Genomic DNA, 23,137 nt, shown 5'->3' with positions numbered 1-23,137 from the left:
GGGCAATTGCGGGAAAATTTATATCGCTGTGTACAGTTCCGGCAATTCAACTATTTTTGACAGATGGAAGTAAATGAAGCATTGGTAAACAGGCTGGCGCATTTGTCCAAGCTTATTTTTACCGAACAGGAAAAAAAGGACATTTCTAAAGACCTTCAAAACATGATTGGTTTTGTAGAAAAGCTTAATGAGCTGGACCTGAAAGATGTAGAACCATTAATGCATATGAGCAGTGAAATAAACGTGCTCCGTGACGATGAAATTAAAGGCTCTGTAAGCCGTGAAGAGGCGCTAAAAAACGCCCCGGAAACCGATGGACAGTTTTTCCTGGTGCCTAAAGTGATCAAAAAATGAATGGTGAATAGTAAGTAGGAAATAGAGGATGGTAAGTGGAGAAGGCATTAAAAAAATTCCGGATCCTGTTTCACATCAATATATTAGCACATTAACAAAATGCCCGGTATTATACATATTAACCAGTTGCGTAAAAGCTACTTTATGGGGCAGCAGGAACTGCCTGTATTGAAAGGTGTTTCATTAGACATCTACCAAAATGAATATGTTTCATTAATGGGTCCCTCGGGTAGCGGCAAAAGCACGCTCATGAATATTTTAGGATGCCTCGACAGCCCTACAGCCGGTACCTATATTTTAAATGGGCATGATGTGAGCGAAATGGAAGATAATGCGCTTGCCGAAGTGCGCAATAAAGAAATTGGCTTTGTGTTTCAGCAGTTCAACCTGTTGCCCCGGCTCTCCGCATTAGAAAATGTAGCTTTACCTTTAATTTACGCAGGCCTACCCAAAAATATCCGCAATGAAAAGGCTATGCACGTATTGGAAAAAGTAAGTCTTACAGACCGCAGTCATCATAAGCCTAATGAGCTAAGCGGTGGCCAGTGCCAACGTGTAGCGATTGCAAGAGCTTTGGTAAATGATCCGTCGATCATTTTAGCAGATGAGCCAACCGGTAACCTTGATACCAAAACCTCTTACGAGATCATGGATATTTTCGGACAGATACATGCAAGTGGCAACACTGTTGTTCTGGTTACTCATGAAGAAGATATTGCCCGCCACTCCCATCGTATTGTAAGACTCAGAGACGGATTAATTGAAACGGATGAAAGAGTGGCGAACCCTACCATTGCACATGCGCGACATTGAGCTGACCGCTCATCGTTTGCATATTGTGCAACTTGTAACCAGTATCCAAAAAACTCAATATCCACATCAAGCATCCTGATAAATGGCTTTCAGAATTTATACAAAAACCGGTGATAAAGGAAAAACCTCCTTAATTGGCGGTACCAAGGTTTCCAAATCCGATCTTCGTATCGAAAGCTACGGCACCGTGGATGAGCTTAACGCTCATATCGGCCTTTGTAAAGATCTCATCAAAGACGAAGTTGCTGTCTCGGCTTTGCAGGAGATACAGGACAGGCTTTTTATTATCGGGGCAGCACTGGCCTGCGATCCTGATAAGCCTGCTAAAGTACCCCTTCCTGACCTGCACGAAACCGACTGCGAGTTGCTGGAAAAAGAAATAGACCGCATGGATGCAGCGCTGGAGCCCATGAAATATTTTATTCTGCCGGGTGGCGATGTAATTATTTCGCAGTTACATATTGCACGATGCGTTTGCCGGCGTGCAGAAAGATGTTGTGTACGGCTGAATGAAGCAGCTACTGTTGCACCCGTAATCATACAATACCTGAACCGTCTCAGCGATTATTTATTTGTACTGGCGCGCTATACAGGGCACTTATTAAAAGTACCGGATATTCCATGGAAACCACGAAATGACTGACAGATAAGAGCGCGAATAACTGCAACAGGTCATTTGTTTGCGTTTTGCCGCACCCTGCACCCATGTACAAGTAAGTGACACACCACTGATGACATACCTGCCTGCGACAGGCAGTATTTTGCTGCTGTATTAGTGATTGGTAATATCTTAAAACAAACGATTGCGCTTTTAACGCAGGGATAGTAAATTGTTTATTATATTAGTGCCTCAAATTTCAACTACAAAAATTTTAATTGCAATGTCATATCCTTTTCAGATCAAATCCATTGAGCAATATCACGAAGATTACAAACGTAGCCTGGAAGACCCTGAAGGTTTCTGGAGCGAGGTAGCCGATAGCTTTGAATGGAGAAAGAAACAGCCCTTCAGTAAAAAAGCACTGGACTGGAATTTTACTGAGCCGAAGATAAAATGGTTTGAAGGAGCTAAGCTGAATATTACAGAAAACTGCCTGGACCGGCACCTGGAAAGCATTGGCGACCGTCCTGCCATTATTTGGGAACCTAACGATCCTAACGAAAAAACAAGAACGCTCTCTTATAAGGTGCTTCATAAAAAAGTATGTGAATTTTCCCAGGTATTACGTAATAACGGGGTTAAAAAAGGAGATCGCGTTTGCATTTATATGGGTATGATACCCGAGCTGGTAATTGCCGTTTTAGCCTGTGCCAGAGTAGGTGCTATACACTCTGTGATTTTCGGAGGGTTCTCTGCACAAAGCATCGCAGACAGGCTGTATGATGCGGAAGCTGAATATATTATTACCTGCGATGGCGCTTACCGCGGAGCCAAAGATATTCCGTTAAAGTCTACTATTGATGATGCCCTCATAGGCAACCGTACTGTAAAAAAAGTTATTGTTTTTACGCGCACCCGTACGCCGGTGAGTATGATAAAAGGACGCGATGTGTGGTGGAGAGACGAAGTAGAAGATGTGATTGAATCCATGCACGAAGATGTTGTTAAGGTTCCTGCAGAGGAAACAGATGCAGAAGATCCGTTGTTTATACTTTACACATCGGGCAGCACCGGCAAGCCTAAAGGAGTAGTACACACCACTGCAGGATATATGTTATGGACTACTTATACATTTGTTAATGTATTTCAATATAACCCTGGTGATATTTTTTTCTGCACCGCAGATATAGGATGGATCACGGGCCACAGCTACATTGTTTACGGTCCTCTTCTGGCCGGTGCTACCTGCCTGATGTTTGAAGGCATCCCCACATGGCCCGATGCCGGCAGGTTCTGGGATATTGTAGATAAGCACAAAGTCAATACTTTATATACGGCGCCTACCGCTATCCGCTCTTTAATGAGCTATGGCCTGGAACCCTTGCAAGGAAAAAATCTTTCTTCCCTGAAAGTACTGGGAACCGTAGGTGAGCCCATTAATGAAGAAGCCTGGCATTGGTATGATGAACATATCGGTAAGAAAAAATGCCCGATTGTAGACACATGGTGGCAAACAGAAACCGGGGGCATATTAATTTCAAACCTGGCGGGGATAACACCGTCAAGGCCAAGCTGGGCAACGCTACCGCTTCCCGGAGTAAAACCGGTACTGGTAGACGAAAAAGGAGAAGAAGTAACAGAGCTTACGGAAATACACTACAGTGGCAACCTGTGCCTTACCATGCCATGGCCGGGAATTTTACGCACTACATGGGGCGATCATGAACGCTGCCGGCAAACTTATTTCAGCGCTTACGAAAACAAATATTTTACAGGCGACGGCGCGTTTAAAGACGAGGAAGGAAACTTCCGTATTACAGGCCGCGTGGATGATGTACTGAACGTCAGCGGACACAGGCTGGGCACAGCAGAAGTAGAAAATGCTGTCAATATGATGGCCGGCGTGGTGGAAAGTGCTGTGGTGGGCTATCCGCACGAGCTGAAAGGACAGGGCATTTATGCCTATGTAGTACTGGACGGGAAGCACCGGCGTGAAGAAGAAGACCACCTCACCAAGCAGGATTTGCTGGCCACGGTTTCGCGTATTATCGGGCCTATTGCCAAACCCGATAAAATACAGTTTGTAAGCGGCCTGCCCAAAACGCGGAGCGGCAAGATCATGCGCCGCATACTACGCAAAGTAGCCGAAGGCGAGCTGGAAAATTTAGGAGATACCTCCACCCTTCTAGATCCGGCTATCGTGCAGGAAATTAAAGAAGGAAGATTGTAATAAGCATATGTGCGGTAAAAAAAAGCGCCTGCTCCTTATAAAAGCAGGCGTTTATTTTAAACCTGCTAAAAATTCTTTTATTCGTTCCATATCCTTAATACCGGGCGCTACCTCAAACCTGCTGTTGACATCCAAAGCAAAAATATCATTGGTTAGCACTAACTGCTTTACCTGTTCTACATCGTCAATACCTATACCTCCACTTAAAAAATAAGGTTTAGTAATCTTTTCTCCTAAAACAGACCAATCAAATTTTTTGCCGGAGCCTCCGTATTCCTGCGTTTTGGTATCGAACAAAAAACAATCAATAGCGCTTTCATAAGGTTTTAAGATCTCAGAAAGATTCTCATTGCCCTTCAGGCCGAAAGCTTTGATGACCGTAACCTTATCTTTTACGCTACTGCAGATATCTGCAGTTTCGTCTCCATGCAGTTGAACGGCATTTAGCCCATACGCATCCACAATTCGAAAAATTTTTTCTATTGATTCATTTACGAACACCCCCACTTTTTGTATCCCGTTGAACATTTTAAGGGCTTCTGCTGACAGCTTATTACCTACAAAGCGCGGTGACTTTTCGTAAAAAATAAAACCTGCATAATCCACACCCATAGCTGCAAGCTGTTCCACCTGCTGCATAACGGTCATACCACATACCTTGATTTTTAACTGCTTCATAACAACGTAAACACAGTGTATAACATTTTTTATTCTATAAAAATATCAACTCCTAAAAGAATAAGACTGGAAAGGCCAGGCTTACGCTCCCATGCTCAGCTTCTGAACAAAGACTTCAAATGCAGCAGGAGTATCCGGCTGCTTCATAAAGTGCTCCCCTATCAGAAATCCCTTAAAACCGTTTTCTTTAAAAAGCAATATATCTTCTATTTTATCAATACCGCTTTCTGCGATTTTTATTTTTTCAGCAGGTAACTTTTCCGCCATACGCAGGCTGCGCTCAATATCTACACTAAAAGTTTTCAGGTCGCGGTTATTGATACCTATAATTTTTGTAGCATCACAGATATGCTCCAGTTCCGATTCTGCATGAAGTTCCAGGATCGTTTGCAGTCCTAGAGACGCTGCAAATTCAGCCAGGCTCTTTACTTCGGCCGGGGTCAGGCAAGCCGCGATCAAAAGGATCACATCCGCGCCAATGGATTTTGCTTCAATAATCTGGTATTCATCTACAATAAAATCTTTACGCAGAATGGGAATATCATTTTTGCGTGCCTGTACCAGGTCTTCATCCGAACCACCAAAAAAATTTATATCTGTCAACACAGACAAGCAAGCCGCGCCAAACTTCGTATAAGCTGCCGTAATTTCATTTACATCGGCATTCTCTTTTATAAATCCTTTTGAAGGCGATTTCCTTTTAAACTCGGCAATAATGCCTGTGCTGCCTTCTTTTAACAATGCTTCCGAAAGCGGACGGACGGGAATAGAAAAAGCGGCCCCTGCTTCCAGGTCTTTTAAAGATGTGTTTGCCTTACGTGCGGCAACTTCTTTTCTTTTATGCTCAATAATGGTATCTAAAATATTCATAGCCGGTTCCTGTCATATTAAGCTTGTCGAAATATGGGCTTCGGCAAGCTCAGCCTGACATACATTTTATTGTAAAAAAATTAATTTCTGCATATAAACCAAAGTTAAACTCTCGTTTACTTTTTTATGCCTGCAAATTTTATATCCTAGCTTTTTATACAACCTGATATTTTTTTCACTTTTGTCACCGGTAAAAAGCTCAAACCGGTCTGCATGACGGAATTTCTGCTCAATGGTATTCATCATTAATTTTCCGAACCCCTTATTCTGAAACTCCGGTTGAACGATGAGCTTGTTAATATATGCTACTCCATTATTTACAACGCCCCGCACAGATGCCACCAACTTTCCATTTATATATCCTGAGAAATAAGTTGTCCCGCCATTAAAATCATCAACTAATTCATCTATGGTTTGCGTTAATGGCTGAATTGTATAATCGTTATATAGTACAGCCTCCGACTGGTAACAAATCTTTTGCAATTCCAATATTTTTCCCAGCTCCTCCATGCCGGCTGTCTGCATTTTTAACTGAAACACCATCAAAACATTCTTTATTGTAAAGAAATCAGTTTTTGCAGGCATGCATTCGCTTTGCCCGATTTCAAACTTTCCTTAGCTGCTTCAAAAGCGTCCTTATAGCTTTTAAATGCCCCCGTAACCTGCAAAGCTACAGCCGCATTCGCCAGCACCACAGCTTCCTGCGCTGCACTTCCTTTTCCTTCAATAATGGTTTTAAAAATCTGTGCGGCTGCTTCAATAGTGCTTCCGCCTGAAATGGATTCCGGCTGTACTTCCATGCCGGCCAGCTGCATGGCGGATAATACTTTTTCTCCTTCCTGCGTAAACAGCTTACTATCTCCCGTCAGCGAAATTTCATCATATCCATCCAATCCATGCACAATGGCAAAGTCTCCTTTCTGCTGCTGTAACAAATAATTGTACAACCGTGCCATTTCCAGATTATAGACGCCAACAATGCTAAACTTAGGAAAAGCAGGATTAACCAGAGGGCCCAGCATATTGAAAAAGGTACGCATACCCAGGTTTTTGCGAATAGGTCCTACATTCTTTAACGCCGGGTGAAACATTGGTGCATGAAGGAAGCAGATATTGGCTTCTTCCAGCTCCTTTCTCAAAGCTCCGTTATCATTTTTAAACCTGTATCCTAACGATTCAATTACATTAGAGGCCCCGCTGATAGCCGAAGCGCCATAATTCCCATGCTTGCTTACTTTATGTCCTGCACCCGCTACAATAAAACATGACAGTGTAGATATATTAAAAGTATTTTTACCATCACCGCCTGTACCCACAATATCTATGGTGTCCAGCCCGCTAAAATCCATAGGCAGGCAAAGCTCCAGCAGCGCATCCTGGAAACCCTGTAGCTCTTGCAGGGTGATACTGCGCATTAAAAAAACCGTCATGAAAGAAGTAACTTCATGCTCATTGTAAACGCCCTTGCCAATATTTACCAGCACTTCTTTTGCCCCGGACCTGTCCAGTGTTTTGTGCTCAAATAAATGGTTCAATATTTTTTTCATTAAACGTTGATTTTGTAATTCAGATGTAGTTCGTCACCACTTTTGCCACGTATGCCCCAATTATGTTTAGGTGTTTCCATAATCATAATTTCCAGATCCATATTTTGAATATCCAGCTCCTTTTCAAACCGCTCAAAAAGTAATCTATAGAACTGCTTTTTTGCCTCAACACTCCGTCCTTCAAACATATTCACTTCAATAATTGTATGCTTTTCGGTTCTGCCGGAAAAATAATAAAAGCTGTCCTCATCTACGTATATAAACCTGTGGGATTTTTTCTCCTCCGGATACTGAAACGCGGCAACATAGCACTCGTGTAAAACTGATGACAATTTTTCACGAATTGGATGCAGCGACTTTTTCAAACCAAAAATTTTTATTTGTCCCATATTTTAAACACCATTTATCTGGCCAATTACTTCATATCAAACCTATTCAGGTTTCTTTTTTATTGTCAGCATTTTATTTCCTCCCTGTTGAAATTCATAAACCACTTCCCGTAGCTGAACATCGAAACCGCCTTCAAAATAATCTATCACCGGCCTCAGCAACACCGACTCTTTGGCGTCCAGATCCAGTACAGGAAATATCCTTGCTTCATTTGCCACCCTTAGCATTTCCTGTATTGACGAAATATGAAACGCCAGCCCCAGTTGGGTGTACAACAATAAAAAATGAGAGCTTAATGCCATTCCAAACACGCCTTCATCAAAATCGGTTTTGGCTGGCAGGGCATGATCAATATACCGTCCTTCTGCTTTTCCTTTCTCAAAGTCATAAATAAAAAAGCTCATGGCTTTTAGACGAATAGCTTCCAGTTCTCCCGGGCTTTTGATTTCCTTCCAGATAAAATTAGCTGCATTTGCCTTTACCTGTTCCATGATCACGCTCTTTGTCTCTTCAACCCGTTGTGCTATTTCTTTAGCGGAAAACCGGTAAACGGGGTCAACAGAAATAACCCGCTTCCCTTTTTGTGTCATTTCAACATTGAAACTGGCCGGGCCATCTCCAAAGCTGATAACCGACTTATCCAGGTCATCATCCGTTAAGTCAAACATCCTTCTGTATTCGTTCATATTACGACCCCAGGGAACCACCTTCTCCAACTCAAAAGCCATAGCAATAAATGAAATTATTGTTTATTCAGCTAACCAGTTTCGAATGATCATCTCTCCCATTGGCGTCAGCACACTTTCAGGATGAAACTGTACCCCGCGCACATCATATGTTTTATGCCTCAAGGCCATAATCATATTTTCTTCATCAACAGCAGTTATTTCCAGATCATCGGGGAATCCCTCTTCTGATATGACCCACGAATGATAACGTCCCACCTCAATGTGCTCCGGTAGGCCCGCAAACAGCTTTGCGTCTTCCCTAATTATTTTGCACGATGTTGCAACGCCGTGATACACTTTCGACAGGTTCGTCAGCTTTCCGCCAAATGCCTCACCTATCGCCTGCTGCCCAAGGCATACACCCAATATGGATTTTGCAGGTGCATATTCTTTTATCAGAGGTAATAGCAAACCGGCTTCTACAGGAATGCCGGGACCAGGGGAAAGAATGATCTTATCGTAGTCCTTCACTTTTTCAAGCGCTATCTGATCATTGCGGTACACATCTACTTTCTGATGTAATATTTTTTCAACCAGATGCACCAGGTTGTAGGTAAAAGAATCGTAGTTATCAAAAACAAGAAGCTTCATGTAGAATGAAAAATATTAAATGTAAAATGATAAATTTTAATTTGAGAATAGCTCATAACCTATCCATAAATATGATCTGCCACTATCAGCTGATTTGCTGCGCCACCTCAACAGCCTTTTTAAGAGCACCGAGCTTGTTATTTACTTCCTGCAGCTCATTTTCGGGCACGCTTGCCGCTACCACACCGGCACCGGCCTGGTAGTATAAAGTATTGCCCCGACTCAGGAAAGTACGTATCATAATGGCCTGATTGCAACTTCCGTTAAAGCCCATAAATCCCACGGCACCACCATAATACCCTCTTGGTGTGGGTTCCAGGCCGTTGATCAGCTGCATAGCCTTGATCTTTGGCGCACCGCTAAGCGTACCTGCGGGGAAGGTTTTAGTTAACAGCTCAAATGAATGGGCGGCATCGTTGAGCTGGCCCGAAACTTCACTTACCAGGTGAATCACATGCGAGTAAAAATGTGTTTCGCGGAAATGCTCCACCTTCACATTATGACAGCCACGGCTTAGATCATTACGCGCCAGGTCAACCAGCATCACATGCTCCGCATTTTCTTTGGAATCGTTCTCCAGTCGTACCGTTTCTGCTGCATCCAGTTTATCATCACCGGTACGCTTTACGGTTCCGGCAATAGGATGTACAATAGCTTTGCCATTATTAATAATTAATTGAGATTCGGGAGAAGATCCCAGGAGCTTGTAATCCCCGTAGTCAAAGAAAAACAGGTAGGGAGAGGGATTGATATTCCTTAATGCCCGGTATACATTAAATTCATCGCCTGTAAAAGGCTGTTGAAACCGGCGGCTTAATACGATCTGGAATACATCGCCCCTGAAACAATGTGCAATACCCTGTTTTACCATAGCACGGTACTCGTCATCTGTCATATTAGAGCCTTCATTACCTCTAATACTGAATGGGTAAACAGGAACATCTTTCCCGCGTATCAGAGATTCCAGCAAATGCTTCTCCCTTTTAAGCCCTTCTATTTCATTTTCGCAAATAAACAGTTCATCCTTAAAATGATTAATCGCGATGACATATTGATATAAGCGGTAACGCATTAAAGGGATCGCATCTTTATCTTTCTTAAATACAGTACCGGGAATCGTTTCGAAAAAGCGTACCGCATCATACGATGTATAACCGTAAAGTCCCTGGGCAAAGGATGCTACTTTATTTTGGGGAGCTTCTACGTCAAAGCGTTGCATAAAGCTGCGCAATACAGATGCTATGCCTGCTTGCGCCAGGGTCTGATATTCGTCATTATTCAAAACCACTTCTTCCGCTGTATGGCCAGGCAGTTTGATTTCTATTTTTTCATCAGAAGATATCTCAATACCTGCGATGGCATTTACCCCGATGAACGACCAGCTGTTTTCAGCCACATGGTTATCTGTGCTTTCCAGCAAAATAGTATCACGAAACCTGTCGCGTAAGCGCAAATAGATACCCACCGGCGTAAATATATCAGCCAGCATTGAGGTAACGGTTGTTTTAATTTTTACGTTTTGCATATGTGTTATCAAACTATAGTCAAAAGATCTTTTTCCTAAAAAGTCAACAAAAAACCCCGGACTTACCGGGGTTCTTGTATATCATTCATCCTTTAGATGCGCGGCACTACAATACCCCAGAAGAGTTTGTATGCCACCACCAAAAAAAAACTGCCTGCTTGCTCATGCCCGCAAATATAAAAGGGAAATAAATGGAATACAAATTTTTTTTGTATCAAAAGTTGAAATTTAAAAATATACGGCTAGCTAATATGAAAAACCGGAGAGGGTTTATAGGTTTTATTGTAAATAAAAAGGCAGGAGCCATCCTTTATGGTCTGGATGATCGGCTTGTTCAATTCTACAGGCACTGCAGGGCAACCATGGCTACGGCCTATATACCCCTGTGCATTAATAAATGATTCGCTTACATAATCAGCACCGTGCATTACAATAGCTCTGTGATAAGCATTATTATTAATTCCCTTTTCAAGTCCCCTTAATTTTAAGGAATAGCCTTTGCTGCCATTATAAGTATCTTCAGTAATATAAAATCCCAGACTGCTCTTATGTGATTCGTTGGTATTGCTGAAGAACCGGGCTATTTCTTTACCAGTATTTTTTCCATGCGCGACTAAAGTATTGAAAAGCACTTTAAAATTCTTTACATCGATCACATATAATCTTTTGCGGTAACTGGGCTGATCAAAATCAATGATCGTCAACACAGAGTCGTTACTCAATACACCTTCCTGGTCGAGCTTTTCAAAACCATGAATTGCATATTCAAAAGCTTCCTGCGATAGACCCTGGTGATCTAATTGAAGGCTGTCATAAACATACTCAATTGACTTAGAATAGGTTTTAGACGATTTATTCCCTTCAGAAATTATTTTACCTTCTTTACGAGATCCAATTCTATCAATCGTCCAGGACATAAAAGCTATGGATAACACACAGATACTGAGCAATCTTAAATAGTTTTTTAACTGCATATCTTCTACAGATTTTTCATTTTTTTTAAACTACAGGAATGTTTTTCTATAAGTGGGTAAGTTCAGGAAAGGCAAATAATAAAAACGCTTTGTAAAGAGAAATATTGCGTGGGCACTTTACAATAGGTAAATTTTAACAATTGATATAACCACCCTCAAAAAATTAAATAATTTATTGATTTTCAATTCATAAAGAATAAAACGCTCTCTGGTTTAAATAAAAAAATTCAACAGGCTCAGCGCCTTTCTTATTATTTGAACCTATGCCATTAGCTAAAAAAAATGCGGAGTAAAAACCCCGCATCCGTAAAACAAATAAAACAAAATATTAATGCATCGCTTCGCTTAAATCAATTACTTCTTTGCTTTTCCGTTTCCGTATAAATAATATAAACGGAATACAAATCAGGAACATGATACCGAGATATAAGAATACATCCATATACGATAATACAGCAGCCTGTCTGGTTATTGAAAAATCCAGGGATTTGTATGCCGAGCCTAACGCAACATCAGGAGTCATTCCTTTAGCTATAAACCCATGTTTTAAGGCAGTTACCCTTTGCTGTACATTGAGATCATTTACATCGAGTTTGGATATAAGGTCATTCCGGTACATCATATTCCGGTTACTGATGAAAGTAGTGATAGCCGCTACACCAAAAGATCCGCCCAGCTGCCGCATCATTCCTGTAAATGCGGCCCCCTGTCCAATTTGCTGGCCTTTTAAAGTAGACAGCGCCATGGTAGTGATGGGTATAAACAGCAGGCTCAACCCCAGGCCCCTAACAATCAGCATCCAGAAAAAATTATCTTTACCGGTATCTGGTGTAATAATTTTATATCCCCACAAACTATATACAAAAAATAATAATAGTCCCACAGCCACCATATACGGCTGGGGTACGCCTTTAGAGATAAGCTTACCTACTATGGGCATCATAAACGCTGTTGCAAGTGTGGCTGGGATCATTAGCATCCCCGATTGAAAAGCGGTCCATCCCAACAGGCTTTGGGTATATAGCGGTATAATGAAGGTAGAACCATACAGGCCAAATCCAAGTATAAAAGACATTACAGTACCGATACGGAGGTTACCGTTCCTTAATACCCGCAATTCAACAATAGGATTTTTATAAGTAAGCTCACGCCATATAAAAAAGAACAGGCCAAATACTGCCAATGCAGTAAAAACTACTATCATTGAGCTTTGGAACCAATCCTCTTCATGTCCGCGTTCCAAAATAAACTGCAGAGATCCTACTGTAAGAGCCAGTAAAAATATACCCAGCCAATCTATTTCGCTTTTGGATTTTTTTTCTGCATACCGGGGACTTTTTATAAACTGCAGCGTGAGCAAAACAGCAATAATGCCCAGAGGAATATTAATGTAAAAAATATAAGGCCAGCTAAAATTATCTACAATATAACCACCCAGCGGCGGGCCTAACGTGGGGCCCACAATTACTCCCAAACCATAAATAGCCTGTGCCATGCCCCGTTTTTCGGCCGGGTAAGACTCGGTAATAATAGTTTGCGAAGTAACCAGCAGGGCACCCCCGCCTACTCCCTGTAAAAACCTGAAAGCAACCAGCTCCCAAATGCCGGTAGCATTTCCACACAGGAAAGAGCACACGGTGAAAAGCGCAATAGAGAAAGCAAAATAATTCCGCCTTCCAAATTGTTGCGATAACCAGCTGGTCATAGGTACTATAATCACATTTCCAATCGCATACGCTGTAATCACCCATCCTACTTCCGAAAGCGTTGCGCCCATGTTTCCCTTCATATCATTCAGCGCCACATTCACAATTGTTGTATCCACAATCTCCAGCAGCGCGCACACGATTGCTGTTAGTGTTACAATAAACCGGCGAAAGCCATATTCAACCAACGAATTTTGATCTTCCATTTTGTATTTTATTAAGCCGGCTTCACTAAAAAACCCGGCGTATTTGCGTCGCACCCTTCGACAGGTATACTCCTATCAGCATAACCACTCATCACTCACTATGCACTAATTCAAATGCACGTCTACTACTACATTCATGCCCGCACGCAATTTTTGGATCAGCGGATCTTTGGGATGCTCAAATTCAATTTTCACAGGAAGGCGCTGTACTACCTTTACAAAATTCCCACTTGCATTATCGGGAGGCAACAGTGCAAAACGGGCACCGGTTGCGGGTGATAGTGAAGCAAGCTTTGCTTCAAATTCCTTACCTGGAAAAGCATCTGCTTTTACAATCACTTTTTGTCCTTCCACCATTTTATTCACCTGGGTTTCTTTAAAATTGGCCACCACCCATTTATCATCATTTAATACAATGCTGAACAATTGCGCACCCGCCTGTATAAACTGCCCTGCCTGTACCGGTACTTTAGATACAATACCGCTTTCAGCAGCCGTTATTACTGTATAGCTTAAATTTAACTTCGCATTCTCAACTTCTACTTCTCTTTGCCTGATACCCGACCTTGCTATATCCGATTGTTCTTTGCTTGCATCTACCTGTCCTTTAACCACGCCTGTCTGTGCCGCAGCCTGGTTACGTTGCGCTATTAAAATCTGTAACTGCTTATCTGCCGACTGTTTAGCAGCCAATACCTGCTCATACTGCTGCTGGGTAACAGAGTGATCTTTTATTAAATTTTCGTATCTTTTTAAATCTTCTGCAGCCCTCCATTGGTTCACTTTAGCTGCTTCAATTTGCGCATTAACGGTTTCAACAGCTGCCGCAGCCGTACCTATATTTTTATGAGTAGCCGAGATATTCGCCTGTGCAGACGCCAGGTTGCTTCGCGCTGTCGAAAGCCCCGCTTCAGCCTGTTCAAGTGCCATAGCAAGATCTCTTTTATCAAGAATAATCAACGTATCCCCTTTTTGCACTACCTGATTATCCTTCACCCTTACTTCACTGATATACCCCGAGATCTTTGAAATCACAGGACTCAGGTTGGCTTCTACCTGTGCATCATCAGTTTCTTCATGCTTCTGACTATGAATGTATCTTGTGATTCCCAAATACAAGCTCCCTATTACCATCACAGCAAGTATGATAAAGAATATCGGACTTCTTTTTTTAGCAGGTACATTCTCTGCTGCCGGTTCATTTGTTTCAGTAATTGTATTATTTGCCATTTTTGTAGAATTAGAATTTATTGATAAAGAACCCCTGTGGTCTCTAGTAGTTTCCGGTAAGCCAGTGCGGCATCGGCCCTGGCATTTAAAACATTTATTTTAGCAGACAATAACGTAACGTTAGCCTCTAACAGGTCGGTAATAGTTACCAGGTTATTGTCAAACTTATTTTTAGTAATCCTGTAATTTTCTGTAGCCTGATCCTGCGCCATCTCGTACACTTCTATTTTTTTCTTCGCAAGAAAAGCGTTTTGGTAATCTTTATTCAGGTTCAGCCTGATATCATCCATTAACATAGCCTGTGAAGCAGACAACTGCATTTCTCTTGCCTTGGACTGTTTGAGAACCGCATTGCTTTTCCACAGATTAGCCAGGTTATATTGCACGCCTATGCCAGCATTAACCGCATTGGTAATGGTTAATACCTTGGGGATATCAGCAGCTACATACCCACCGGTTAAGGCAAATGCGGGCAAATTCTCAGCCTTTGCTGCTTTCGTACTCAATACCGCTGCCTTCTGCTGGAAATCTATTGCCTGCACATCTTTACGGTTCTGCATGGCCAGCTGCTCATAATCTGCATAAGACCGGTCCTCCATCTGTTGCCCTATAAAAGCGGAATCCACTTCCAAAGCCGTGGTTTCGGGTAAGCCCAACAGCAGGTCCATATTTACATTAGCTATATTGAAGGCATTTTCTGCTTCCAGCAGCCGCAGCTCTATATCCGAAGTTTGAAGTTGTGCTTTCAGCCGGTCATTGCGCGCAATGAGGCCGTTATTTTCCTTGTTTAAAAAATCCGCATCTCTTTGCCGGGAGGCCGACAGATTCTCTTTGATCACTGTTACCACCTGTGCAGCTTTGAACAGGTTAGCATAAGCCTGGCTTATATTATAGGCTATGGCGTTCCTGTCCTTGCCCGCATTCAGTTTAGCGGCCTCCAATAAATACCTGGACGATTCAATGCCATATTTGATACGGCCTCCTGCAAACAGGGGCAAAGAAAAATTGGCCATACCATATACGGCCTGGTTTACCTTTGGAGTTTGTGCCGCATGCGATCCGCCTTCTTCTGAAGATTGCCGGGCTGTTTTCAGGTCGATATTGGCATTGGTAAGCCTCAGGTAGCTGCCACTGAGTTTCAGGTCCGGTAATTGCCTGTTTTTGGCTTCCGTAATAGCAGCTTCAGCCTCTGCAATTTTTGCGTCATCGATCTTCAGGTGATTGCTGTGGGCAATACCCAACCCCAATGCTTCATCAAACGTTATTTTTCTTACTTCCTGGGCCGTTACATTGGCACAGGAGCAGAGCGCCGCGGATAAAAACCACAGCGCTTTAGTTTTCAGATTCATACCCTAAAATACTTTTTGTAATAAATTTTAAATGATCCTTTACTTTTTCGAAATAAACATCCTGCAGCCATTCCCTGGTAACTTTAGCTCCATAATGATCAGCATATAAATGCTTGTTTATAAGGGACTGCATTATGGTTCCTGTAATGGTGGTTTGAAACAGAACCGGGTCTACCTTTTTGTTAAACACTCCTGATCTTTTCCCTTCCGTTATGACCTGGTCAAAAAACCTGGCATATGTTTCTTTAGACCTACTTAAAAATCTGATGACACTTTTATTTTTGTTAGTTGCCTGTTCTGCCAGTATCACTTTATAAAACGAACGGTTATTTTTTACCCGGTCTACATAACCTGCAATAGCTTTCTCAATCTTCCCAATCGGACAAAGAGACTCATCTTCCGCTATTTCTTTAACCGAATTCAATCCCACAGACATCTTCATCCTGAATAGCTCTGCCATCAGCTTCTCCTTAGACCCAAAATAGTAGGAGATCATAGCTATATTGATCTTGGCTGCTTTGGATATATCCCGAACAGATGTAGCATCAAATCCCTTCTCCGCAAACAGTTCCTCTGCTTTCTCCAATATGAACTCTTTCTTTGTCATTCAGACGACAAAATTAAACAATTGTTTAAATTAATCAAACATTTGTTTAATTTATTTTTTAATAAAAAGACTGGCGACTCTCTAAATGATATAACAGTTGATTACATATATTATTAACCGATCCCGGCACGGTGATCTCTTTCCTTCAAAAAAATGTGTTGAACAAAGAATAGCCCAGACCTCCCATACAAATTATTTCTAAACATCAATCCAAACAAAGCGTATTTCAAATAAAAAAAGTGCAAACCTCCCGGTATTGCACTTTTCAAATCTTTTAAAAACCTGATTATAAGGATTCTCCCAGTTGGCTTACATCCAAACCTTCAGCCTCTTCTTCTTCACTCACTCTTAACGGAGTAATTAAATCGGTGATCTTTAAAATGATCATAGACATAATGAATACACCTACTAATACACCTATCGCTACTAAAAGATGTGTGGTAAACAGCTTTGTTTCTCCAAAGAACAAACCTTTATCCACTACAACAGAATTGATACCGGGGCTTGCAAAAACGCCTGTAAGTATCATGCCTACCAAACCACCCACACCATGACAAGGGAAAACATCCAGTGTATCATCAATACTTGTTCTTGTTCTCCATTCAACCATCAGATTACTGATAAATGCGGTAACCACGCCAATTACCAAAGCATGAGGAATACTAACAAAACCGGCAGCAGGAGTTATAGCCACCAAACCTACCACAGCGCCAATGCTGGTACCCATAGCCGAAGGCTTTTTACCTCTTAATGCATCAAACATGATCCATGTAAAAGCGGCACCACCAGATGCAACAGCAGTAGTAGCCAAAGCTATTGCAGCAAGATTATTGGCTCCCATTGCAGATCCTCCGTTAAAACCAAACCATCCAAACCAAAGCAAACCGGTACCCAGTAACACATAAGTAATACGTGCGGGTTTCATCTCCTGGTCTGTCCTTTTTCTTAAGTAGATCGCACTCGCCAGGGCGGCTACACCGGCGCTCATATGCACCACGGTTCCACCGGCAAAATCTAAAACGCCCAGTTTTGCCAAAATACCATCAGGATGCCAGGTCATATGGGCCAACGGTGCATAAATAAATACAAAAAACATTAAAATGAACAAAATATACGATGTAAAGCGTACGCGTTCAGAAAAAGCACCCGTAACCAACGCCGGAGTGATGATCGCAAATTTCAGCTGGAAAAATACAAAAACGGCCAGGGGAACAGTAGGGGCGGCAGCCCAGGGCTTACCATCTGCAATACCATTTAAAAGAAAAAAGGTAGATGGATTTCCAATAAACCCGCCAATATCATTGCCAAAAGCCAGGCTGAATCCAAAAACCACCCAAATAATAGAAACAAAGGCCATACAAATAAAACTTTGTAACATTGTGGAAATCACATTTTTCTTTTTAACCATGCCCCCATAGAAAAAAGCAAGGCCGGGTGTCATAATTAAAACCAACGCGGTTGATGTAAGTAACCAGGCGGTATCCCCGGTATCAATAGCAGGGTCAGTCGGACTGCTAACAGGGTTATGCCCCATAAAAAGGCAAAGAAGAGTAACTAACATAAGCAGCAGGAAAGGAAGAATAGCCAGTTTCTTGGTCATGTGCATAATAAATATTTTTAATGTGATTTAAATAAATAATTGAACTAAAAATATCAACATTCAATTATCTAAAACATAAAATTATAAATTTTATTTCAATTTATATATAGTAAATAAAAAATATGTTTATATTTATTTATTTTTAATATGAAAATAGTAAGAGCCGACTTAATCCACGCAAGGCAAATAAGGGAAATTTATGCACCGTTTGTAACTAACGGAGTGGTGAGTTTTGAGACCCGCACACCTGATATTGAAGCATTTAAAAACAGAATCCAAAAGTATTCTCAAAAATTCCCCTGGCTGGTTATGACTGACGGAGATAATGTTGTAGGATATGCATACGCTTCTGCATACAGGGAAAGGGAAGCTTATCAATGGGTAGCTGAATGCTCTGTATATATACGCGCAGATTATAAGAAAAAAGGAATTGCACGGCAATTATACTCCGCTCTTTTTAAGCTGCTGAAGCTACAGGGCATCTATACAGTTTATGCGGTAATAACCGTTCCTAATCCGGAGAGTGTGAAATTTCATGAACAAATGGGCTTCCGGTGGTTTGCGACTTATGAAAATGCAGGTTATAAATTGGACCGCTGGTGTCATGTAGGCTGGTGGCAGCTTGGTCTGAAGGAACCCGGCACAAATATTCCCACTCCAATTGTTTCCTTTCCTGATTTAGATCCGCAGGTAGTAGAAAAAGTTTTACAGGAATCACTATAAAGTGCTTCCCGGGTATACTTTCAACGCCTCCTGCAGGCAATCCATTGCATTATTGATCGACTCTTTATTAATAACATAAGCCATTCGTACTTCATCAGCACCCAGACCGGGTGTTATATAGAAACCTGTACCGGGAGCAAACATAACAGTTTGGTTATTATAAGAAAACTCCTCCAGCATCCACTGGCAGAATTTATCGGAATTATCGATCGGCAGCTTAGCCATAGCATAAAATGCCCCCCCGGGATTGGGGCAATAAACGCCTTTCATCTGGTTTAAACGGCTTACCAGTAAATCTCTCCGGCTTAAATATTCTGCTTTTGATTCATCAAAAAAGTTATCAGGCAGATCAATAGCCGCTTCTCCCAGTATCTGAGCCAGGCCGGGAGGGCTCAACCTTGCCTGTCCGAATTTTAATGCGGCATTATAAATATTCCTGTTCTTTGTAACCAGCGCCCCTATACGTGCGCCACAAGCACTGTAGCGTTTGCTGATGGTATCTAAAAGTATAGCATGCTCTTCAAGGCCGGGTAATTGCATGACGCTGGTATATTCACCATCACTGTAACAAAACTCCCTGTACGCTTCATCACTGAGAAAATAAAGATCATGCTTTTTGCAGATAGCCCCTATTTCCAGCATTTCTTCTTTGCTGTATAAATACCCTGTTGGGTTATTAGGATTGCAAACCAGTATAGCCCTGGTTTTGCGGGTAATCGCTTTTTCAAATTCGCTGACCGGTGGTAGCTTGAATCCTGTTTCAATAGTAGATCTTACGGGAACAACATGAACACCCGCTTCGCAGGCAAAACCAATATAATTAGCATATAAAGGCTCCGAAATAATAATTTCATCTCCCTCATCCAGGCAGGCAAAAAAAGCAAACAATATGGCTTCACTTCCACCAGTGGTGATTAATATCTCATCATAAGTTACTGAAATACCCGTTTTGGCATAATAGGTTGCCAGCTTTCTCCGGTAACTTTCGTTACCGGCGCTATGGCTGTACTCAAGTATAGGAATATCAGCATGCTTCACTGCCGCCATCATAGCCGCCGGCGTTTCAATATCAGGCTGGCCGATATTTAGATGATATACCCGTATATTTTTCTTCTTAGCAGCTTCTGCATAAGGAACCAGTTTCCTGATGGGAGATGCGGGCATCCGCTCTCCCCTCTTCGATATATTAAGCATAAAACAAAATTACAGTCTTCATCGTGCAACACCATAAAAAAATCCCTTCTTAGAGAAGGGATCCGAAATGCTTCGGTATAATGTTTTTATTTTTTGGCAACTACTTCTCCTGTGAAATAAACGATCTTGGGTTCGGTATATCCGGCCAGGTAAATTTCCACATCCCTGTTTACAGGACCGGGGCTTGATGGTTTATAAGATACTTTTACTTTGCCTGTTTTACCGGGCAATACCGGTTCTGTTGGTTTTTCCGGAACCGTACAACCACAGCCAGCCTGTACCGTTTTAACAACCACAGGCTTTTTAGTCTGATTTACAAACTCCATATCAAAAGTAACCGCATCACCAGGCGATACTTTACCAATATCGTATTTCTCTTTCACCATTTTTATAGCAGCATCGGCCGATTGCGCATACATGATATTTACAGACAACATAAATAACAGGGAAAAAACAAAGCTGATCTTCTTCATCATTAAAATTTTCTTAGTTTACAAATGGGATTACAAAAATATTTAAAAAGACGGAATAAGCATGGATAAAGTTGCATTAAAAAAGATACCGGACACATATTATTAAATAATTAAATGGTTGTATGCATGCCTGCTGCATGAACCATTCTTTTTATTGATATAATCATTACACTAAAATGCTTATTAATTCGTTATATTCATATTTAACGCTTCTCACTTATTTTTGTTGCATGGATATGTTACACTCCGAAATTGCAGGGCAAAATGAAATGCTGTCTTTTGATAAATTTAAAGACGGAGTTTTACATGATTATTACATAGCATGCCTGAGCAGGGAAACCAGTCTCCTTTCGCGTAAGGAAGTACTTACAGGCAAGGCCAAATTTGGCATATTTGGAGATGGTAAGGAAGTGGCACAGGTAGCTCTTGCCAAATTTTTTAAACCCGGCGACTGGCGAAGCGGCTACTACCGCGACCAAACCATTATATTTGCCCTGGGCGAATCTACCCCTCTTCAATATTTTGCACAGCTTTATGCAGATCCTCACCCCGAGCGTGAACCTTTTAGCCGGGGCCGGCAAATGAACTGTCATTACACCAGCCGTAATACCCGGGAAGACGGAGAATGGGCCGACCTGGTAAGTATAAAGAATACCTGTACGGACATGTCTTCCACCGCCTCCCAGATGCCAAGGGCTGTAGGCATTGGCCTGGCATCAAAGCTGTTCAGGGAGGTAGAGGAATTAAAACAATTCAAACAACTATCTGACAGCGGTAATGAAGTGTGTTTTTGCACAATTGGCGATGCCTCTACCAGCGAGGGGCATTTCTGGGAGGCGGTGAATGCCGCCGGCGTGCTACAGGTACCTGTTGCTATTTTTGTCTGGGACGATGGTTATGGCATTTCAGTACCAAGAGAATATCAGACAACTAAAGGTTCTGTATCCAGGGCACTAAAAGGATTTGAAAAAGAAGAAGGAACCAACGGATTTTATATAGCCACTTTAAAAGGCTGGGATTATATGGGTATGGTAGAAGTTTTTGACGAAGGCATTCAATTAGCCCGCGAAACCCATACTCCGGTGATTTTTCATGTAGAAGAGCTTACCCAGCCTCAGGGCCATAGTACATCAGGCAGCCATGAAAGGTATAAAAGCCCCGAGAGGCTTGCATGGGAAAAAGAATGGGATTGCTTAAAGAAAATGAAAGCATGGATACTGGAAAATGCCTTGGGCGATGCAGCGACACTTACCAGAATAGAAAATGATGCGCGACAAAATGTAAAAGAAGCAAGAGACCGGGCCTGGAAAGAATACCTTGCCCCTATTAGAGAACAGGTACAAAAAAGCCGCGAAGTAATTGAGGCATTGATACCTGATAATTTAGAGCATGAGGATGAACTAAGAAAAATATCGAAAGATCTGGGCTCGCTCAGGGAGCCTTTACGTAAAAACAGTATGCAAAGCCTGTATAAGGCATTGCTGCTTTGTGGCGATAAAGCTACAACCGAAGCAAAAGACTATTACAAAGAGCTTTGCGAAGAAAACAGGCAGCTCTATAATACTTATTTATATGAAGATGGCCCTAAGGGTGCTTTAAACGTAGAAGTGATTGCACCTGTTTTTACTGATGAATCGCCGCTGCTGAACGGCTACCAGATCATTAACAGGTATTTTGACGGGCTGTTCGCATCTAACCCTAAAGTATTTGCTTTTGGTGAAGACCTCGGAAAGATCGGTGATGTAAACCAGGGATTTGCGGGATTGCAAAAAAAGTATGGCAGTAAAAGAATTTTTGACACCGGTATCAGGGAGCTCTCTATTATCGGAGAAGGCATCGGGCTTGCCTTAAGAGGCTTACGTCCTATTGCTGAGATCCAGTATCTTGATTACTTAATATATGGCCTGCAGCCTTTAACAGATGATGTAGCATCGCTCTATTACAGGAGCGGTGGCAAGCAAAGCTGTCCTATCATAGTAAGAACAAGAGGGCACCGGCTGGAAGGGATATGGCACAGCGGGTCGCCTATGGGCATGATCATTAATGCCCTTCGCGGTATGTATATATGTGTGCCCAGGAACTTTGTGCAGGCAGCAGGTATGTATAATACGCTTTTAAAAAGTAATAATCCCGGGCTTGTGATAGAAAGCCTCAACGGCTACCGCTTAAAAGAAAAGGTTCCAGCTAATTTAAATGATATAACCGTTCCCTTAGGCATTCCTGAAATTTTACAGGAAGGAACAGATATTACTATTGTAAGCTATGGCTCTACCATCAGGATCGTACAGCAGGCCATGAAATTGGTGGAACCACTCCATATCAGCTGCGAGCTGATCGATGTGCAAACCCTGCTTCCCTTTGACAGGAACCACATGATTGTCGAATCACTCAAAAAAACAAACCGTATCGTTTTTGTAGACGAGGACGTTCCGGGCGGGGCGGCCGGCTATATGTTTAACAAAGTAATGGAGGAACAAGGAGGATACCGGTATCTAGATGTAGCGCCCAGAACCATTACGGCTAAAGATCACAGGCCGGCCTATGGCAGCGATGGCGACTATTTCAGCAAGCCTAATGCAGAAGAAATAGCAGCAGTATTAACGGAAATGATGAGCGAATAATGATACCCAAAATATTAACAAGATATAGGGTCTTCCTGAAAATATGTAATGCAGTGTAGGCTTGTATTTTATTAGCAAAAGAATATAAAAAATGCCTCATTTGGAGCAAAAATTGCTTTAAGTGAGG

General features: G+C 41.9%; 22 protein-coding genes. 6 read left to right on the top strand and 16 right to left on the bottom strand.

Translation table 11 applies throughout. The annotated features are described in order from the left end of the window. Positions 1-63 precede the first annotated feature (63 nt). From gatC to acs, 4 genes are all read left to right on the top strand, one after another. Positions 64-354, top strand: a complete 291-nt coding sequence (gene gatC, locus ACYVBM_RS16755; protein WP_460686844.1) for an Asp-tRNA(Asn)/Glu-tRNA(Gln) amidotransferase subunit GatC — start codon at positions 64-66, stop codon at positions 352-354. Between the two features lie 99 nt (positions 355-453). Continuing rightward, entirely contained in the window at positions 454-1,167 is a 714-nt protein-coding gene (locus tag ACYVBM_RS16750; protein WP_460686843.1) for an ABC transporter ATP-binding protein, read from the top strand. A gap of 82 nt (positions 1,168-1,249) precedes the next feature. Beyond that, positions 1,250-1,810 carry a cob(I)yrinic acid a,c-diamide adenosyltransferase gene (locus tag ACYVBM_RS16745; RefSeq protein WP_460686842.1) on the top strand — a complete coding sequence of 187 codons (561 nt, stop codon included), beginning with the start codon at positions 1,250-1,252 and terminating at the stop codon, positions 1,808-1,810. Positions 1,811-2,048: 238 nt separating this feature from the next. Beyond that, on the top strand, positions 2,049-3,998 hold the full coding sequence (gene acs, locus ACYVBM_RS16740; protein WP_460686841.1) for an acetate--CoA ligase: 1,950 nt from the start codon (positions 2,049-2,051) through the stop codon (positions 3,996-3,998). A gap of 51 nt (positions 3,999-4,049) precedes the next feature. Here the strand turns inward: acs and ACYVBM_RS16735 are convergent, their stop codons facing one another. The 14 genes from ACYVBM_RS16735 to ACYVBM_RS16670 all read right to left on the bottom strand — a co-directional run bounded on the left by ACYVBM_RS16735 (position 4,050) and on the right by ACYVBM_RS16670 (position 17,999). Further along, positions 4,050-4,676 carry a phosphoribosylanthranilate isomerase gene (locus tag ACYVBM_RS16735; protein WP_460686840.1) on the bottom strand — a complete coding sequence of 209 codons (627 nt, stop codon included), beginning with the start codon at positions 4,674-4,676 and terminating at the stop codon, positions 4,050-4,052. Positions 4,677-4,757: 81 nt separating this feature from the next. Continuing rightward, the gene (gene trpC, locus ACYVBM_RS16730; RefSeq protein ID WP_460686839.1) at positions 4,758-5,546 is read right to left on the bottom strand and encodes an indole-3-glycerol phosphate synthase TrpC; all 789 of its coding nucleotides are present in this window, start codon (positions 5,544-5,546) and stop codon (positions 4,758-4,760) included. Between the two features lie 66 nt (positions 5,547-5,612). Then, positions 5,613-6,089: a GNAT family N-acetyltransferase gene (locus tag ACYVBM_RS16725; protein ID WP_460686838.1), complete on the bottom strand. Its 477-nt coding sequence runs from the start codon at positions 6,087-6,089 to the stop codon at positions 5,613-5,615. Positions 6,090-6,100: 11 nt separating this feature from the next. Continuing rightward, positions 6,101-7,093 carry an anthranilate phosphoribosyltransferase gene (trpD, locus tag ACYVBM_RS16720; RefSeq protein WP_460686837.1) on the bottom strand — a complete coding sequence of 331 codons (993 nt, stop codon included), beginning with the start codon at positions 7,091-7,093 and terminating at the stop codon, positions 6,101-6,103. Next, positions 7,093-7,482 (bottom strand): tautomerase family protein, encoded by a 390-nt coding sequence (locus ACYVBM_RS16715; protein WP_460686836.1) that lies wholly within the window; start codon positions 7,480-7,482, stop codon positions 7,093-7,095. The genes trpD and ACYVBM_RS16715 overlap by 1 nt, the downstream gene beginning before the upstream one ends. Before the next feature lie 42 nt (positions 7,483-7,524). Next, positions 7,525-8,211, bottom strand: coding sequence for a hypothetical protein (locus ACYVBM_RS16710; protein WP_460686835.1), 687 nt, complete (start codon positions 8,209-8,211; stop codon positions 7,525-7,527). A gap of 21 nt (positions 8,212-8,232) precedes the next feature. Then, a complete protein-coding gene (locus ACYVBM_RS16705; protein WP_460686834.1) occupies positions 8,233-8,802 on the bottom strand; it encodes an anthranilate synthase component II in 570 nt (189 codons plus the stop codon). Positions 8,803-8,887: 85 nt separating this feature from the next. Beyond that, the gene (locus tag ACYVBM_RS16700; RefSeq protein ID WP_460686833.1) at positions 8,888-10,327 is read right to left on the bottom strand and encodes an anthranilate synthase component I family protein; all 1,440 of its coding nucleotides are present in this window, start codon (positions 10,325-10,327) and stop codon (positions 8,888-8,890) included. Positions 10,328-10,569: 242 nt separating this feature from the next. Further along, the gene (locus ACYVBM_RS16695; RefSeq protein ID WP_460686832.1) at positions 10,570-11,301 is read right to left on the bottom strand and encodes a murein L,D-transpeptidase catalytic domain family protein; all 732 of its coding nucleotides are present in this window, start codon (positions 11,299-11,301) and stop codon (positions 10,570-10,572) included. A gap of 328 nt (positions 11,302-11,629) precedes the next feature. After that, positions 11,630-13,213 carry a DHA2 family efflux MFS transporter permease subunit gene (locus ACYVBM_RS16690; RefSeq protein ID WP_460686831.1) on the bottom strand — a complete coding sequence of 528 codons (1,584 nt, stop codon included), beginning with the start codon at positions 13,211-13,213 and terminating at the stop codon, positions 11,630-11,632. Positions 13,214-13,318: 105 nt separating this feature from the next. Next, positions 13,319-14,443 carry an HlyD family secretion protein gene (locus ACYVBM_RS16685; RefSeq protein WP_460686830.1) on the bottom strand — a complete coding sequence of 375 codons (1,125 nt, stop codon included), beginning with the start codon at positions 14,441-14,443 and terminating at the stop codon, positions 13,319-13,321. Positions 14,444-14,460: 17 nt separating this feature from the next. Beyond that, positions 14,461-15,792 (bottom strand): TolC family protein, encoded by a 1,332-nt coding sequence (locus ACYVBM_RS16680; RefSeq protein WP_460686829.1) that lies wholly within the window; start codon positions 15,790-15,792, stop codon positions 14,461-14,463. After that, positions 15,776-16,399, bottom strand: coding sequence for a TetR/AcrR family transcriptional regulator (locus tag ACYVBM_RS16675; protein WP_460686828.1), 624 nt, complete (start codon positions 16,397-16,399; stop codon positions 15,776-15,778). Before ACYVBM_RS16675 ends, ACYVBM_RS16680 begins: the two co-directional genes overlap by 17 nt. Positions 16,400-16,685: 286 nt before the next feature. Continuing rightward, positions 16,686-17,999 carry an ammonium transporter gene (locus tag ACYVBM_RS16670; RefSeq protein WP_460686827.1) on the bottom strand — a complete coding sequence of 438 codons (1,314 nt, stop codon included), beginning with the start codon at positions 17,997-17,999 and terminating at the stop codon, positions 16,686-16,688. A gap of 147 nt (positions 18,000-18,146) precedes the next feature. Here ACYVBM_RS16670 and ACYVBM_RS16665 point away from each other — a divergent pair, with 147 nt between their 5' ends. Further along, positions 18,147-18,722: a GNAT family N-acetyltransferase gene (locus ACYVBM_RS16665; RefSeq protein ID WP_460686826.1), complete on the top strand. Its 576-nt coding sequence runs from the start codon at positions 18,147-18,149 to the stop codon at positions 18,720-18,722. Here ACYVBM_RS16665 and ACYVBM_RS16660 read toward each other — a convergent pair. Both ACYVBM_RS16660 and ACYVBM_RS16655 read right to left on the bottom strand, forming a co-directional pair. Continuing rightward, the gene (locus ACYVBM_RS16660; RefSeq protein WP_460686825.1) at positions 18,717-19,916 is read right to left on the bottom strand and encodes a pyridoxal phosphate-dependent aminotransferase; all 1,200 of its coding nucleotides are present in this window, start codon (positions 19,914-19,916) and stop codon (positions 18,717-18,719) included. The two genes, ACYVBM_RS16665 and ACYVBM_RS16660, sit on opposite strands and share 6 nt — an antisense overlap. An 86-nt stretch (positions 19,917-20,002) precedes the next feature. Beyond that, a complete protein-coding gene (locus ACYVBM_RS16655; protein WP_460686824.1) occupies positions 20,003-20,392 on the bottom strand; it encodes a DUF1573 domain-containing protein in 390 nt (129 codons plus the stop codon). 227 nt (positions 20,393-20,619) lie between these two features. On the opposite strand from ACYVBM_RS16655, the gene ACYVBM_RS16650 reads away from it, so the two are divergent. Continuing rightward, the gene (locus tag ACYVBM_RS16650; protein ID WP_460686823.1) at positions 20,620-23,010 is read left to right on the top strand and encodes an alpha-ketoacid dehydrogenase subunit alpha/beta; all 2,391 of its coding nucleotides are present in this window, start codon (positions 20,620-20,622) and stop codon (positions 23,008-23,010) included. Positions 23,011-23,137 lie beyond the last annotated feature (127 nt).

The sequence above is a fragment of the Niabella aquatica genome, from assembly GCF_054779315.1.
This window is presented reverse-complemented; position numbering and strand designations above follow the sequence as displayed.